This window comes from Rosenbergiella collisarenosi, assembly GCF_018494085.1.
In the GTDB taxonomy this organism is placed as follows: domain Bacteria; phylum Pseudomonadota; class Gammaproteobacteria; order Enterobacterales; family Enterobacteriaceae; genus Rosenbergiella; species Rosenbergiella collisarenosi.
The window spans coordinates 65572-78244 of record NZ_JABBFP010000006.1 but is presented as its reverse complement, the minus strand read 5'-3'; the positions used below and the strand labels follow the sequence as shown (position 1 = coordinate 78244).

The 12673-nt window shown below is 50.4% G+C and carries 15 protein-coding genes and 1 riboswitch; of the genes, 13 read left to right on the top strand and 2 right to left on the bottom strand.

All coding sequences use genetic code 11. From position 1 onward, the window contains the following. Positions 1–332: 332 nt before the first annotated feature. The 9 genes from HGT70_RS10770 to HGT70_RS10730 all read left to right on the top strand — a co-directional run bounded on the left by HGT70_RS10770 (position 333) and on the right by HGT70_RS10730 (position 8012). Entirely contained in the window at positions 333–1520 is a 1188-nt protein-coding gene (locus tag HGT70_RS10770) for an aminotransferase-like domain-containing protein (RefSeq protein ID WP_071432839.1), read from the top strand. Positions 1521–1616: 96 nt separating this feature from the next. After that, positions 1617–2486, top strand: a complete 870-nt coding sequence (gene rluF / locus HGT70_RS10765; protein ID WP_071432837.1) for a 23S rRNA pseudouridine(2604) synthase RluF — start codon at positions 1617–1619, stop codon at positions 2484–2486. 56 nt (positions 2487–2542) lie between these two features. Continuing rightward, positions 2543–2662: riboswitch (TPP riboswitch) on the top strand. Positions 2663–2770: 108 nt separating this feature from the next. Further along, complete coding sequence (locus HGT70_RS10760) at positions 2771–3715, top strand: FAD-dependent oxidoreductase (protein ID WP_071432835.1); 945 nt, start codon at positions 2771–2773, stop codon at positions 3713–3715. Then, complete coding sequence (gene thiS / locus HGT70_RS10755) at positions 3699–3896, top strand: sulfur carrier protein ThiS (RefSeq protein WP_071432833.1); 198 nt, start codon at positions 3699–3701, stop codon at positions 3894–3896. The genes HGT70_RS10760 and thiS overlap by 17 nt, the downstream gene beginning before the upstream one ends. A 3-nt stretch (positions 3897–3899) precedes the next feature. Continuing rightward, positions 3900–4658: a thiazole synthase gene (locus tag HGT70_RS10750; protein WP_071432832.1), complete on the top strand. Its 759-nt coding sequence runs from the start codon at positions 3900–3902 to the stop codon at positions 4656–4658. Positions 4659–4667: 9 nt separating this feature from the next. Continuing rightward, positions 4668–5636 carry a HesA/MoeB/ThiF family protein gene (locus tag HGT70_RS10745; RefSeq protein WP_214195812.1) on the top strand — a complete coding sequence of 323 codons (969 nt, stop codon included), beginning with the start codon at positions 4668–4670 and terminating at the stop codon, positions 5634–5636. Then, positions 5636–6346: an ABC transporter ATP-binding protein gene (locus HGT70_RS10740; RefSeq protein ID WP_214195811.1), complete on the top strand. Its 711-nt coding sequence runs from the start codon at positions 5636–5638 to the stop codon at positions 6344–6346. Before HGT70_RS10745 ends, HGT70_RS10740 begins: the two co-directional genes overlap by 1 nt. Next, on the top strand, positions 6327–7064 hold the full coding sequence (locus tag HGT70_RS10735) for an ABC transporter permease (RefSeq protein ID WP_214195810.1): 738 nt from the start codon (positions 6327–6329) through the stop codon (positions 7062–7064). Before HGT70_RS10740 ends, HGT70_RS10735 begins: the two co-directional genes overlap by 20 nt. Before the next feature lie 9 nt (positions 7065–7073). Then, the gene (locus tag HGT70_RS10730; protein ID WP_342355577.1) at positions 7074–8012 is read left to right on the top strand and encodes an ABC transporter substrate-binding protein; all 939 of its coding nucleotides are present in this window, start codon (positions 7074–7076) and stop codon (positions 8010–8012) included. Between the two features lie 78 nt (positions 8013–8090). Here the strand turns inward: HGT70_RS10730 and HGT70_RS10725 are convergent, their stop codons facing one another. Next, positions 8091–8438 carry a hypothetical protein gene (locus HGT70_RS10725; protein WP_071432821.1) on the bottom strand — a complete coding sequence of 116 codons (348 nt, stop codon included), beginning with the start codon at positions 8436–8438 and terminating at the stop codon, positions 8091–8093. Positions 8439–8612: 174 nt separating this feature from the next. Between HGT70_RS10725 and HGT70_RS10720 the strand changes: the two genes are divergently transcribed. Then, positions 8613–9371, top strand: coding sequence for a MetQ/NlpA family ABC transporter substrate-binding protein (locus tag HGT70_RS10720; RefSeq protein ID WP_244968917.1), 759 nt, complete (start codon positions 8613–8615; stop codon positions 9369–9371). A gap of 57 nt (positions 9372–9428) precedes the next feature. Here HGT70_RS10720 and HGT70_RS16635 read toward each other — a convergent pair whose 3' ends face one another. After that, positions 9429–9671: a hypothetical protein gene (locus tag HGT70_RS16635; protein WP_232527064.1), complete on the bottom strand. Its 243-nt coding sequence runs from the start codon at positions 9669–9671 to the stop codon at positions 9429–9431. A 538-nt stretch (positions 9672–10209) separates the two neighbouring features. Here HGT70_RS16635 and HGT70_RS10710 point away from each other — a divergent pair. The 3 genes from HGT70_RS10710 (at position 10210) to HGT70_RS10700 (ending at position 12655) form a co-directional block, all read left to right on the top strand. Beyond that, positions 10210–10929, top strand: coding sequence for a dienelactone hydrolase family protein (locus tag HGT70_RS10710; RefSeq protein ID WP_214195809.1), 720 nt, complete (start codon positions 10210–10212; stop codon positions 10927–10929). Between the two features lie 161 nt (positions 10930–11090). Then, entirely contained in the window at positions 11091–11879 is a 789-nt protein-coding gene (ssuC, locus tag HGT70_RS10705) for an aliphatic sulfonate ABC transporter permease SsuC (protein ID WP_071432815.1), read from the top strand. Next, positions 11876–12655 carry an ATP-binding cassette domain-containing protein gene (locus HGT70_RS10700; RefSeq protein ID WP_071432813.1) on the top strand — a complete coding sequence of 260 codons (780 nt, stop codon included), beginning with the start codon at positions 11876–11878 and terminating at the stop codon, positions 12653–12655. Before ssuC ends, HGT70_RS10700 begins: the two co-directional genes overlap by 4 nt. The last annotated feature ends 18 nt before the right edge of the window (positions 12656–12673 follow it).

The window sequence follows — 12673 nt, the reverse complement described above, 5'->3', positions numbered from 1 at the left end:
TACGAATTTTATTTATAACATAATTCCGAAAATATTTAAAGAAAACTAGTGTTTGCTAGAGGGGTTTTTAAATAATTAGATTTAATATTTTATTATTAATATTTTATTATGGCGACTAACTATTTTCTGTTATTATTTTTATTTCTTATTTTAAATATAATTTAACGGCTACTCATTTAGATATTCCTAGTGGAACAAGGGTTTTTCCTAAAAAAATCATCTTGGTTTACGCATTCCTCTGCCACGAGTTGCCCATGACGGCGAGAATTTATTTTGCTAAGGTTGAGCAAATCTTATCAACATTTATCATGTTAAGGGCGACAGGTTAACGCATGCTTTCTAAGAAATCCGCAGCGATCCATTCTTCACCGGTTAGAGAATTACTTAAATTTAGTAAAGAGCCTGGATTTATCTCCTTAGCGGGCGGGATCCCGGCTACGGATATGATTGATGTTGAAGGAATCGATCAGGTGGTGCACCAGATCCTTGCGGAGGACCACCGTGACGTTTTTCAATATTCGGTAACCGAGGGAGAACGGCCTTTACGTGAGAGCATTGCAGTCTGGAGCCAGAAGTCTGGGCTCAGCCTGAGTCCTGATCAGATTCTCATTACCAACGGATCTCAGCAGGGTATTGATCTACTAAACCGCGTCTTTTTAGAGAAAGACGATGTGGTACTGGTAGAACGGCCGACCTATTTAGCCGCTCTGCAACTCTTAGATTATACCGAGGCGGTTGTTGAAGAGCTGGCTTATCAAGGTGAGAATATTGATGTGGCTGCTCTTGAAACGCGGTTAGCCGCGGGCGGTGTAAAGATGCTGTATTTGATCCCGACCTTTGCCAATCCGACGGGACGGATGATCGAGGATGAGCAACGCCTTGAAATCGTGAAGTTGGCTCACCGTTACCAGGTCGTCATTGTTGAAGATGACCCCTATGGACATCTCTCTTTCACTGAGCAGCGTCGTACCACCTTTTTCTCACTAGCCCAAGAGTTATATGGTGCCGATCATAACGTCTGTTATATGTCGAGCTTCTCCAAAATTTTCTCCCCTGGCTTACGATTGGGGTGGCTAGCCCTGCCAGAAAAATTTCTGATGGCGATTACGGTTGCCAAGCAAGCCCTTGATCTTCATACCTCGACCCTTAACCAACATATCGCTGCGCGTTATATCGCATCTGGTCGTATCGATCAGCGTATCGCCCTATTAAGAGAGACGTATCAACAGCGTCGCGATTGGTTAATTGCGGCGTTACAGCGCCATCTTGGCGATGCCATAACCTTTAACCGTCCAGAAGGTGGTATGTTTTTATGGTGCCATCTTAACGCAGGCGTCGATGCTAGGCAGTTGCTGAAAGCCTGTATTGCCGAGAAAGTAGTATTTGTACCGGGCGACGTATTTTTTGCCGAAAACCCGGAGCCTAACGCGCTACGTCTTTCCTACTCTATGTTGACGCAAGAAAGTGCCGACGAAGCGGGTCGTCGTATTGCCCACGCTTTACAGACCCTCTCTGCCTAACGATACGGGGGAACCTCTTTTTGTTCCCCCTCACTGCAATATTCTCTTTCGAAACCGACGAAAAAATCAGGTATAGTCCGTTTTTTCGGAGGAACCATGCTGACCAACACATCTGTACGTCTCAACAAATATATTAGTGAGAGTGGTATCTGCTCTCGTCGCGATGCCGATCGTTACATTGAGCAGGGAAATGTTTTTATCAATGGGCGACGCGCCGCCGTTGGGGCGCAGGTTTATCCTGGTGATGAAGTCATGGTTAATGGTCAGCTGATCGAACCGCGCAATGATGACGATTTAGTGCTTATCGCGCTGAATAAACCGGTGGGCATTGTTACCACGATGGAAGAAACCGAGCGCGACAATATTGGTGACTTCGTGAATCACAGTAAGCGCGTTTTTCCCATTGGACGACTCGATAAAGATTCGCAGGGCTTGATCTTCTTAACCAATCACGGTGACTTGGTGAATAAGATCCTGCGAGCTGGCAACAATCACGAGAAAGAGTATATCGTGACGGTCGATAAACCGATTACTGATGAGTTTATCCGAGGCTTGGGCGCGGGTGTCCCTATGCTCGGTACCGTAACGAAGAAATGTAAGGTTAAGAAGCTCGATACTCACGTCTTTCGTATCATCCTCGTACAGGGCCTCAATCGGCAGATCCGCCGGATGTGTACGCATTTTGGGTTTGAGGTCACTAAACTCGAACGTACGCGCATCATGAATGTACAACTTACGGGTATCCCATTAGGCGAATGGCGAGACCTGACGGACGACGAGCTGATCGCGCTGTTTAATTTGATCGAGGACTCATCGTCGGAAGATAAACCCGTCGAGAAAAAACCGGTGAAAAAAGCGTTAAAACGACCGGATATTGCCCCGCCAGTAATGCCCGCGCGCACTGCGAAAAAACCTGCCGCGCGTCAGAAGTTCGCTAAACCTGGCCGCCAAAAGAAAGGGCGGTAATTACCCCCGTATCTCTCTGCTCAGGACTTGACTCGCCCCTCGCACTCTATTACAACTAGTGGAGTCGGGGGAGTCTCGCGAAAGAGACTGAGAGGCTGATAGCGTATAACGCCGTACAGCGACCCTTTGAACCTGACCCAGTTGATACTGGCGTAGGAAGACGGGTTGCTAACTAGCAGCTTGGCTGATCCCTTTATCGGGAGATGCCGCCCTCCCTCTGCCTTACCTGGGTCTCTTGTTAAGAGGCCATCAATGTTATCCCCATCTTTATATCAGGTCATTCCATGAGTCGCTGGAGCATCTTAGGCAGCGGCGTCAGTGGGCTTTGCGTTGCAACGCTCTTAGTTGAACACGGCGAACAGGTCGAAATTATTGAACATCCCGGTTATGCCAGCGCGTCGTGGCTGGCAGGGGGGATGCTCGCACCCTATTGTGAAGCGGAAAGCGCGCCAAGCGAGGTGGTGCGGCTTGGCCAGTATGCGCTCGCATGGTGGCGCCAGCGAGTGCCCGGTGTGGAACAACACGGCACCCTCGTCGTCGCACCGCCCAGAGATCAGCGCGAGCTCAACGTCTTCGCCAGCAAAACGTCACATTTCCAGTGGGTAACCCCGAGGGATATTGAAGAGGATCTCGGCACCCGTTTCGAAACCGGACTATTTTTCGCGCAAGAGGGGCATTTAAATCCGCGCCACGCGTTAACCTTCCTCAGCCAGCGGCTGCGTGAACAAGGTGTCCCCTTCCATCAGTCTTCTCCTTCGGGTCGCGTGATCGACTGTCGAGGTATTTTCGCCCGCCCACAGGTACCGCAGCTACGTGCGGTACGGGGAGAGATGCTACGTCTTCATACCCCAGAGGTTACTTTTACGCGCCCAGTTCGGCTACTGCACCCGCGTTTTCCCTGTTATTTAGTGCCACGTGGGGATGGGGAGTTCATGTTGGGGGCGACTATGGTCGAGACCGATGACGCGCGAGGCATTAGTGCGCGAGCCGCGATGGAGTTATTAAGCGCGGCTTACACCTTACACCCGGCCTTTGCAGAGGCAGAAATTCTAGAGACCGCGAGCGGCTTACGTCCTGCTTATCCTACAAACCTCCCCAGCGTTCATTATCACCATAACCGTTTCTATCTTAATGGGATGTATCGCCACGGTTTTTTACTCGCGCCCAGTATGGCAGAGCAACTTATTGAGCAGTTAGCCAAGGAAAAGAGCAATGCAGATATTCGTTAATGGCCAGTCGCTGACGACTCAGGCTACGCATTTAGACACGTTATTGAGTGAGCAACAGATCGATCTTAGCGTTGTCGCGTGTGCGGTCGATGGGCAGTTTATTGCAAAAGCACAGTATTCCACCCTACGGCTGCATAGTGGGATGCGAATCGAAGTGTTATCGCCGATGCAGGGAGGCTAAACCATGTTTTACGGAACTTCATTAACGTCACGCTGTTTACTGGGCACGGCAGGTTATCCTTCGCCCGCTGTATTGAGTGAGGCGATTAAAGCATCGGGGACTGAGGTTATTACCGTGAGTTTACGTCGAGAAGGGGCTGGAGGGCAGGCATTTCGCGATATCCTCCAGCAGCTTTCAGTACGTCTATTACCGAATACGGCAGGCTGTTATACGGTGAAAGAAGCAGTGACCACTGCGCATATGGCCCGAGAGTTATTCGATACGCCGTGGATCAAGCTTGAGGTTATTGGTCATGCCGAGAGTTTACAACCCGATCCTTTCGCGCTGGTGGAAGCCGCAAAAATCCTCTGTGCTGAAGGGTTTCAGGTCTTTCCTTACACCACTGAGGATCGAATCGTCGGGGAAAAATTACTCGCCGCGGGATGTGAGGTCTTGATGCCATGGGGAGCCCCAATTGGCTCGGGACAAGGCTTAAATAACCTTAAAGGCCTGCAAGCGTTACGATCTGCCTTCCCCGAGATCCCGATGATCATCGATGCGGGGATCGGCGCACCCTCCCATGCGGCGCAAGCGATGGAGATGGGATTCGACGGTATTTTACTGAATACTGCCGTGGCCAAGGCCCGTGACCCGGTCGCCATGGCGCTGGCTTTTGGACAGGCAATTTCGGCGGGCTATTTGGCTCACCATGCGGGATTAATGGAACAACGGGATATGGCGGTTCCCTCCACCCCGTTATTCGGCTTGGCGAATCTTACCTGAGGAGCAGCGATGCAACGCTACGAACGACAGATGCAGTTACCGGAGATAGGGGAACAGGGTCAGCGTCGGCTGCAACAGGCTAAAATACTAGTCGTGGGGGCGGGAGGTCTGAGTGCAACGCTGCTCCCACAACTGGTCGGGGCCGGTATCGGCCAGATCCGCTTATATGACGCAGATCAGGTCGCGTTACATAATTTACACCGACAGACCCTATTTCGGCAGCAAGATATAGGTAAAGCTAAAGCGCTCTGCGCGAGTGTGCTACTCAGCCAATGCAACAGCGATGTCCTTATTGAACCGGAAGTGACTCACCTTACGGCTAGTACGTTACGCCATGCTTTGCGTGGTATCGATGTCGTCATCGACGCTGCGGATAATTTTGCCACGACCTACCTCCTTTCAGACGCCTGTAAGACGCATGGGATGGCGCTGATTAGCGCCTCGGTATTAGGCATGCAGGGCTATGTCGGGGGCTTTTGTGGCGGGGCGCCGAGCTATAGAGCCCTCTTCCCACAACTTCCTGATACAGCGGGGAACTGCCAAAGTGCTGGGGTATTAGGGCCTGTCGTGGCTTGCGTGGCGGCGATTCAGGCACAAATGGTGTTGAGCTATTTGTTACAGATGACCCCATCGCCGTTGGGCTGCCTTGTCAGCGCAAACTTTCGCGATTGGCAATTTAGTCAATTCCGTTTCGATTCTGCGGCCGAACCGATCGAAGAGAGCCTACATTTTATTGATCGATCCCAATTGCTTGAGGACGATCTGATCGTCGAGCTACGGGATCGCGAAGAGGCTCCCGCCAGCGTCAGTGACGCCGCGATCCGCTTATCGTTAACACAACTCTCGACATGGACGCTCCCTACTTACCGGCGCTTAGTTTTTGTTTGTCGTACTGGATTACGTGCTGCACGGGCTGAGCGGGTATTACGCCAACGAGGCGCTGATAATATTGTACTGCTGGCAGCCGGAGATCGCTGATGCTCGGTTTCGATAATGTCAGTTTCTCGTGGCAGCAGCAGCCTCTGCTGCACGACTTCTCACTCATATTTTCTTTAGGGTGTACGACAGCATTACTGGGGCAGAGTGGTGTTGGGAAAAGTAGTCTGCTGCAGCTTCTTGCAGGCTTGACTTCGGCCCAGCATGGAACGGTCATCACCGACCCTACGCAGATCGCGTGGATGGGGCAGCAGGATCAGCTGTATCCATGGTTATCTGTTCGAGATAACGTATTACTTCCCGCGATGCTTTCCGGCCAACGTCCAGACCGTGGACGTGCGGATCAGTTGCTGGAGAAAGTGGGGCTTGGTCAACGTATGGCGGCCAAACCCCATCAGCTCTCGGGAGGGATGCGCCAGCGGGTCGCATTGGCACGTACGCTCTATACCGATCGGTCGATTATCTTGATGGATGAGCCTTTCGCCATGCTTGATGCCGTGACCAAACTTCGGCTACAAACGCTGACCGCGCGGTTACTGAAGGGCAAAACGGTCATCATCGTGACGCACGACCCGTTCGAGGCCTGCCGCCTGACCGATGAGATTGTTCTGCTGCATAGCTCGCCACTCACGGCGATCCCGCTAGCCGCCCCCATAGGAGAGACTCCTCGCCCCGCCGATGATCTGCGTCTCCTTACTGAACAGGCCGCTCTGCTCAAGCAATTGGAGGCGTATGAAACCTCGGCTGATTAATCTGTTCTATTTTGTTGGATGTATTCTGGTGCTGTGGGTGACGTTAAATCATCAAGGGATCCCCCTCTACTTATTACCCACGCCACGGCAGGTGATTACAGCTTTTGCACAACAGTATGCGCTATTGCTAGCACAAACCATCGTGACCTTTAGTGAGATGGGGTTAGCATTATTACTCGGCGTAGGCGCTGGCGTCATCGTCGCGGTAGCCATGGCCAGTCACGATTGGCTACGACGTTTACTGTATCCGTTAGTGATGGCAAGCCAAGTTATCCCCGTGTTCACCTTGGCGCCTCTTCTGGTGCTATGGCTGGGTTTTGGTATGGGTTCAAAAGTGGTGGTCGCCGCCTTGATTGTTTTTTTCCCTGTGTGCCTGACGTTATTCGACGGTTTATGCCGCGTGCCCCCGACATGGCTTGACTTGGCCGCCACTTTACAAGCGTCGCGGTGGCGTTGTTTTTGGTTAGTTCGGTGGCCGGCCGCCTTACCTTTTTTCTTTTCTGGTTTACATATGGCAGTCGTCTTAGCGCCGATTGGCGTAGTACTGGGGGAGTGGGTGGGGGCTAGCCAAGGCTTAGGGTATTTGATGATGCAATCCACCGCTCGAATGGAAACGGCGACCAGCTTTGCGGCGCTATTCTGTTTAATGGCTATCGCGGTGGTACTTTCTGCTGTCGTACAAGGGTTGCGACGCTATTTTTTATGGCCTACTTGTTGAGGATAAAGAGTGAAAAAATTATTCATTAGCTGTTTCGCTATGCTTTGTATGATGCACGCAGAGGCGGGGACACAGAAAGTACGAGTCCTTCTCGACTGGTTTGTGAACCCTAATCATGCCTCCCTGTTTGCCGCGCAATACAGCGGAGCTTTTACACGCGAGGGGTTGGCGGTGGATCTCATTGCCCCGGCCGATTCAGCCTCTGTACCGTTGCTATTAGCCGCAGGTAAAGCGGATATTGCGGTAAGCTATCAACCCCAACTTTATACGCTGGTCGAGAAAAAGGTGCCGGTGATACGCGTAGGCACTTTAATCGATCAGCCGCTTAATACCCTGACCACGTTATCGTCATCCATACATAGCTTGGCGGATTTTAAAGGTAAATCGATTGGCTATGCGATACCCGGATTTGAGGATATCGCTATTAAGCAAATGCTTATTCACGCAGGCGTCGACCCGCGCTCTGTTACCTTAGTGAATCTCAATATGGCGGCAACTACGGCCTTACTCACGCACCGTATCGATGGGGCGATGACGATTTATCGTAACTATGAACTCATAAGTTTACAGGATAAAGGGGTTCATCCTGTCGTTTTTCGTCCCGAGCAGTCAGGTATTCCAGCGTATGATGAGCTGATCCTTTTGGCACAACAGGATGAAGCGAAAAAGCCATGGATAGGGGCTTTTCTTGACGCGTTAGATCAGGGGACTGCGTGGCTAAAAGCTCATCCACAACAAGCGTGGCAAGCCTTTATTAAACGTTATCCAGAGATGAATACCCCGCTAAATCATCAGGCATGGCAGGCGACTCTTCCGGTATTTGCTCAAAAAAGCGCGGCCTTTAGCGCAGAACGCTACCAAAGAATGGGCGATTTTTTACAGCAGAATCGAGTGATAAGCCAGATTGCCCCGCTCTCTCGCTATGTACAACAAGTCGAGAAGCGATAAGGGTAGCTTTAAAACGGTAAGCCGCGAAGACAACTGCTTACCGTTGGCTATTACTTTACTGCCAGTCGCGCGAAAAGATTAACGGGTGATAGGCGCGGGAATATTGAGTTGTTGTGAAAGTATTTGTTCACATTGGTTGCGCTGTGAGGCCTGCTGTTGTTGAGCCGGTGAGAGGCGATCCCACGCGTCTTGAATATGCTTTGCCAGCAACGGAGAGAAATGACGTTTTTTCAACGCGTAGTCCTGATTATTATTCTCAACGGTTTGCTCTATTCGCTTCTCGATCTGTTGGCTAGATCCCGTAGGCTGTAAGCAATAGAGCGACACATAATACGCTTTGTCTTGGTCGGTAAAGTGGGGCATTAGCCACCATACCGCCGTGCATAAAACAATCAGCCCTGGAATAATAACTCTTAGTTTTAGCATGAACCTTTCCAACAATATTCAATTCAGTGATCAGGACAAAGAGGGTACCCGAATTAATCTAAACTACTAGATGTACAGACGTCTAAATGTCTAATATACTCGATCAAAATTAGATTGGGTGAGGACGTCGTAGTGAAAAAAATAATTATTTCTTCTCTTTTAGCCGTTTGTGCACTGGGTTTAGTCGGGTGTAAACAAGAAGACGCACATACCGTTAAAGTTGCTATTAACTCAGGACCAGACCAAGCGGTATGGGATACCGTGAAGCAAGTCGCGAAAGATAAATATCAACTGAACGTTGAGGTCGTCAGTTTTAACGACTATGTACAACCGAATGAAGCGCTGACGAATAAAGATGTCGATGCTAACGCTTTCCAGAGCGTACCCTATCTAGAGATGCAAGCCAAAGAACGCGGGTATAAATTCGCTATCCTAGGTAAAAGCTTTATTTTTCCGATTGCCGCTTATTCCTCTAAAATTAAGCACTTAAATCAGTTGCCAGAGGGTTCGACGGTAACGATTTCCAATGAAGCAACGACCCTGGGCCGCAGCTTACTGTTGTTACAAGCGCAAGGGTTGATTACGGTCGATCCAAGTAAAGGCCTTCTGCCGACGGTGTTGGATATTAAATCTAATCCTAAAAATCTTAAGTTCGTGTTAGTCGACACGCCACAGCTCACGCGGTCATTAGACGATCCGAAAGTCTGGTTATCGGTGATTAATAATAACTTTGCTTCACAGGCTGGTCTGTCCGCGGCACGCGATGGACTATTTATGGAAGGTAAAGCCTCACCTTATTTGAATGTCTTAGTCGTTCGTGAGGCAGACAAGGATGAAACTAAGCTGCAACAGCTCAAGCAGGCCTTCCAATCGCCGGAAGTAGAGGCTAAGGCACAAGCCGTTTACCATGGTGATGTTATCCGCGCGTGGTAAGTATCTCACGAGTCACTCACCCATCGTCAGGATGGGTGAGTGGACGATTCTCTCTCATCATGTAAAGAGTGATACCAGAAAACCGATAGCCACCAAGGTGTAAAATCCCGCACAGAATAGATTGATGAGTCGATGATAACGAGAGAGGATGCCCTGTGCCGTTTCAGTAGAGAAGCAGAAGGCGTACAGGCTGAAAATGATTATACCAAGGATAGCGCAGAGCATGACGAGTAACAGGGTTGTCCAAGGGGTCGAGTGCGTAGACACGCCGATGCTCGTCACGGTCAACCCTATGAGGATAGCTTTAGGATTAGTAAGATGTAGGCTTAACCCCTGCCAGTAATAGTTCGCGACAGGGGCAGGGGAAGTAGCATGGCGCCCTTATCGCTTGCTTTGCTAACCATAACAAATAGAGTGCTCCGGCTAATTTTAGCGCTAACAAGAAGTGCGGTTCGCAGAGTAGTCGCGTTGATACCCCGAGTGCCGTTAATACCCCCAGCAGAGTGATCCTGTGACAATGCCGCCAGCGAGAATAAAACTTGCCCGCCTTCCTTAACTCATCGCAAGGTAGCAATGGATAAGTTCGCAGGTCTAGGGGCGGCGGTACCTAGGCTATAAATAAGTAGTGCGGGAACCATTACCGATAAATCTACCATCCTCGCTCCTCTTCTTACGCCACAAAATAATGCTGGCAGTGGGTGCTATCATGAAGCTTTAAATATGGCTACCTGGGTTTATTTAGCACTTTTGGAATATTGGCTTAGCGTCTTGCGATAGTCAACGGCTGTAAACATTGGCTATAGTTGAGTGACGACACTTATTTGAAGCATGAGGAATTATGAGCCAGATTACTATCCAACCCCTGCGCTATCAAGCCAACGAAACGGCGTTAGTCGGAACCTTAGTGTTCCCCAGCAACACGACTCATCCATTACCCGGCTTAGTCATGGCACCTAACTGGCTAGGCGTCACAGACAATGCCGCTAAGCTGGCGAAAAAAGTCGCCGAGCAAGGCTACGTTGTGTTGCTTGCCGATCTCTATGGTGAAACGGTTCGACCCACGAATCCAGATGAAGCAGGTACGGCGATGATGGCGGTAAAAAATACCGCCGAAGAAGTCGGGCGGATGAAAGCGGCTATCGATGCGCTAACACAGCAGACTACTGCCACCGTCGATAGTGAGAAGATTTCAGCCTTCGGCTTCTGTTTCGGGGGGCATTGTGCGTTAGAGCTAGCACGTAGCGGGGCGAATATTCGTGCGGCCATCTCTTTCCACGGTGGTTTAGATACTTGTGGGGCTTACGACTCTACCCAGATTAAGGCCGCTATTTTGGTACTCGACGGCGCGAAAGATCCTTTAGTCCCTCGCGAGCAACTGCCAGCTTTTGTTGATGAGATGACTGCCGTTGATGTCGATTGGCAATTGGTGAGTTACCACGATGCGGTACACTCTTTTACCGATGAAACCGCCAACAATCCGGGGGTGGCTGAGTATCATCCACAGGTCACCGAGCGAGCTTTCACTAGCATGTTCGAGCTATTGAAACGCGTCAATTAATCATCGTCCTTCCTTAGCCAGCCATTCAGTGCTGGCTAAAGCTAAATTTCGTCTTAGATAAGTACTTATCCTTATTTTTCATCTCAATCCAAATCCGCTTAACTACCTGTTCGGCTTAGCTATCGAGCCATACCGCTATCTGTAACGAATTGGAGTTGAGTATGACGCAACCAACGCGGGTGACACGCACCGTTCTTCCTTGGATCCTCCCCATCGCGCTAATCGTCATTTGGCAGCTGGGATCGGCAAGTGGCTGGATTTCTGACCGCGTATTGCCTGCACCCTTGCACATTCTTACCGCGGCATGGAGCTTGATAAAAAGTGGTGAATTATGGAGTAACCTTTCGATTAGCGCATGGCGCGCTATCGTCGGGTTCGCGATTGGGGCGAGCGCTGGGTTGGTGATGGGGCTTATTACCGGTCTATCGAAAACCGGAGAACTTTTCTTCGATAGTACATTACAGATGCTGCGAAATATCCCCCACCTCGCACTGATCCCTTTGGTGATTCTATGGTTCGGCATTGATGAACGGGCGAAAATTTTCTTAGTTGCCTTGGGGACATTTTTCCCACTCTACCTCAACACCGCACACGGTATTCGCCAAATCGATAAACAGTTAATTGAAATGTCGCGCAGCTATGGCTTGAGGGGGTTTGCATTGTTCTGGCAAGTGATCCTTCCCGGTGCGATGTCATCGATATTGGTCGGCGTACGATTTTCATTAGGCCTGATGTGGTTAACACTGATTGTTGCCGAAACGATTTCAGCCAATGCTGGGATTGGTTATCTCGCGATGAACGCACGAGAATTCTTACAAACCGATGTGGTGGTATTTGCCATCCTCCTCTATGCACTGCTCGGAAAGCTTTCCGATCTCCTGACCAGTTTATTGGAAAGACGATTATTACGGTGGCACACCCAATGGCGTAAAGAGGAGGTTTCTGTATGAGAAACATTCGATTGATTAAACATACCGAGTCCCTTTCCCTCGCCTTGAGCGCAGTATCAAAAAAATTTGGCTCACAGTCGGTGTTACAAGCGCTCAATCTGGCGATCCCTGCCGGGCAATTCGTCGCTATCGTCGGGCGGAGCGGCTGCGGGAAAAGTACCTTACTAAGATTACTCGCGGGGCTTGAAACCGCCACAACCGGCGACTTACACGCAAATGAACAGCCGTTAAGCCACTCGGGTCCCGCAATTCGATTGATGTTTCAAGAGCCTCGCTTACTGCCTTGGAAAACGGTTATCGAAAATGTCGGCTTGGGGCTGAAGGGGCAGTGGCGGCAAGAGGCGCAAGCGGTACTTACGGCAGTCGGCTTAGCGGATAAAGCCGAACAGTGGCCGGAGACGCTCTCTGGCGGGCAAAAGCAACGGGTCGCACTCGCACGCGCATTGATTCATCGACCAGGCCTACTGTTACTCGATGAGCCGCTGGGTGCGCTCGACGCGCTAACTCGCCTGGAGATGCAGCAACTATTAATTGACGTGTGGCAGACCTGGAAGTTTACCGTAGTACTGGTTACTCACGATGTGAGCGAGGCCGTGACGACAGCTCAACGGGTATTAATGTTAGATAAGGGCGTTGTCGGGATGGACGTCGACGTACCGCTATCGTATCCCCGTACCGCGACGCAACCGGGTATCGCAAAACTTGAACAGCATATCTTGCAGGCGATTATGCAGCCAGAAACATCGCCGACAGAGCACGCACGCCAAGCCATTTAATCGTAGAAGAATAACGAG

Coding starts and splice junctions, on each gene's coding strand:
- HGT70_RS10770 (WP_071432839.1), top strand. CDS start 333: ATGCTTTCTAAGAAATCCGCAGCGATCCATTCTTCACCGGTTAGAGAA.
- rluF (WP_071432837.1), top strand. CDS start 1,617: ATGCTGACCAACACATCTGTACGTCTCAACAAATATATTAGTGAGAGT.
- HGT70_RS10760 (WP_071432835.1), top strand. CDS start 2,771: ATGAGTCGCTGGAGCATCTTAGGCAGCGGCGTCAGTGGGCTTTGCGTT.
- thiS (WP_071432833.1), top strand. CDS start 3,699: ATGCAGATATTCGTTAATGGCCAGTCGCTGACGACTCAGGCTACGCAT.
- HGT70_RS10750 (WP_071432832.1), top strand. CDS start 3,900: ATGTTTTACGGAACTTCATTAACGTCACGCTGTTTACTGGGCACGGCA.
- HGT70_RS10745 (WP_214195812.1), top strand. CDS start 4,668: ATGCAACGCTACGAACGACAGATGCAGTTACCGGAGATAGGGGAACAG.
- HGT70_RS10740 (WP_214195811.1), top strand. CDS start 5,636: ATGCTCGGTTTCGATAATGTCAGTTTCTCGTGGCAGCAGCAGCCTCTG.
- HGT70_RS10735 (WP_214195810.1), top strand. CDS start 6,327: ATGAAACCTCGGCTGATTAATCTGTTCTATTTTGTTGGATGTATTCTG.
- HGT70_RS10725 (WP_071432821.1), bottom strand. CDS start 8,438: ATGCTAAAACTAAGAGTTATTATTCCAGGGCTGATTGTTTTATGCACG.
- HGT70_RS10710 (WP_214195809.1), top strand. CDS start 10,210: ATGAGCCAGATTACTATCCAACCCCTGCGCTATCAAGCCAACGAAACG.
- ssuC (WP_071432815.1), top strand. CDS start 11,091: ATGACGCAACCAACGCGGGTGACACGCACCGTTCTTCCTTGGATCCTC.
- HGT70_RS10700 (WP_071432813.1), top strand. CDS start 11,876: ATGAGAAACATTCGATTGATTAAACATACCGAGTCCCTTTCCCTCGCC.